The organism is Wenyingzhuangia heitensis, from assembly GCF_011762155.1.
Classification (GTDB): Bacteria; Bacteroidota; Bacteroidia; order Flavobacteriales; family Flavobacteriaceae; genus Wenyingzhuangia; species Wenyingzhuangia heitensis.
Genome location: NZ_JAASQL010000023.1, coordinates 1 through 1,471, shown reverse-complemented (window position 1 = coordinate 1,471; position 1,471 = coordinate 1). Strand labels below are relative to the sequence as shown.

At 27.8% G+C, this 1,471-nt stretch carries 1 protein-coding gene; it reads left to right on the top strand.

From position 1 onward, the window contains the following. Nucleotides 1-104 precede the first annotated feature (104 nt). Nucleotides 105-653 (top strand): hypothetical protein, encoded by a 549-nt coding sequence (locus FHR24_RS15535; RefSeq protein ID WP_167191135.1) that lies wholly within the window; start codon nucleotides 105-107, stop codon nucleotides 651-653. Nucleotides 654-1,471 lie beyond the last annotated feature (818 nt).

Here is a 1,471-nt window from a genome sequence, read left to right as displayed (position 1 = left end):
AAAAAGAAACAAATCCAAACAAAAAGCTCTGGCTTAGTGCTTGTCCGAAAATCTGTCGATTTTCAAACCCGCACTAACCATAGCAAAATACGTTAGGTAACATTATGAAAAAAATTCCAGAAGATTTATTAATTATGTTAGACTTTGATAAAAGTCGAGATAAATCTAGCTACGAAGAAAGGGTTGGATTACCTGATGAATTATCTGCGGTAATGGGTAGAATAACTATGAATTTTCAATATTTAGAAGACTGTATTGACCATATTATTACCGAAATATTTCTTGGATTAGATAGTGAAATTGGAATTATAATTACAGCTGAACTATCGTTTAAAAACAAAGTAAATTTATTTGCTTCTCTTTATTACAAATTGAGTTCTAAAAGAAAATTTAACCTTACTGAAGATCTTGAATTAGAACATTTCAAGTATTTAGTAAAAGCTTTGTTTAAATGTGAAGAATTAAGAAATCAAATTTTACATTCAAATATATCTATGAATTGGAAAACAAATCAAATTGAACGTATTAAAAAAACCTCTAAAGCTAAAAGTGGATTAAAAATAATTAAAGAAACATTGAATATTCCTTATTTATTTGACGTTTCCGATTTTATGAATCAAATCGTTGTTGAGTTAGAACAGAGTTTCAATTAAATTAAAGTTTTAATTCAAAATAGCATTTAAAAAAAACGTTACCTAACACCTGCTCATAGTTAATGCGGGTTTAGTTCTTTCTCAAAGTTTTGTCTATATTTACTAAGTCCGCCAAATCTTGTTGATTTGGCTCTTTGATTAAAAAAGAAACAAAACCAAACAAAAAGCTCTGGCTAAGTGCTTGTCCGAAAATCTGTCGATTTTCTAACCGCACTAACCATAGCAAAATACGTTACCCAGCATAGGTCAGAACCGCTAAAATTGGAAAACACTACTTCCCTACTTCATCATTTTTTATGAAATTTTTAATCGCTGAAAGATTTTACAAACGCTTTGAAAAAGTCGTTTAAAAGAATTTTTCGGTTAGCTCCGCTGTTTTTTTTATTTGGTCGTCTAAGAAATTGTTGAAAGTTATTTCTTTGACTATAAAAAGGCTCATAAATCAATTCTAAGCAAAGTTCGTAGCTGAGAAAACAATCTTTGCAAATGGTTTTTAAAATGTAGAGAAATCGTGCTGAAAACTAAATATTGAAAAGTTTATTTTATAAAAAAAGTTATCCAAGTAAATGATATTTTTTAAAAACCTAGACTATAAAATTCTCATTAAATAATAGTTTTTAATTGCTGAAAAAAAAAATATCCTAATACTTGAAATTTCATCTATTTATAAAATATTTTTCAACCTTTGAAAAATACGCAGGGTAACAACTGCTATAGTTAATCCGGGCTGAGTTTTTTCTCAATGTTTTTTCTATATTTACAACATCGCCAAATCTTTTTCGATTTGGCTTTAATAAAGAAAAAGTTAAAACAAACAA

What these genes read in the sequence shown, in the direction of transcription:
- FHR24_RS15535 (WP_167191135.1), top strand. Translation starts at nt 105, where the DNA reads ATGAAAAAAATTCCAGAAGATTTATTAATTATGTTAGACTTTGATAAA.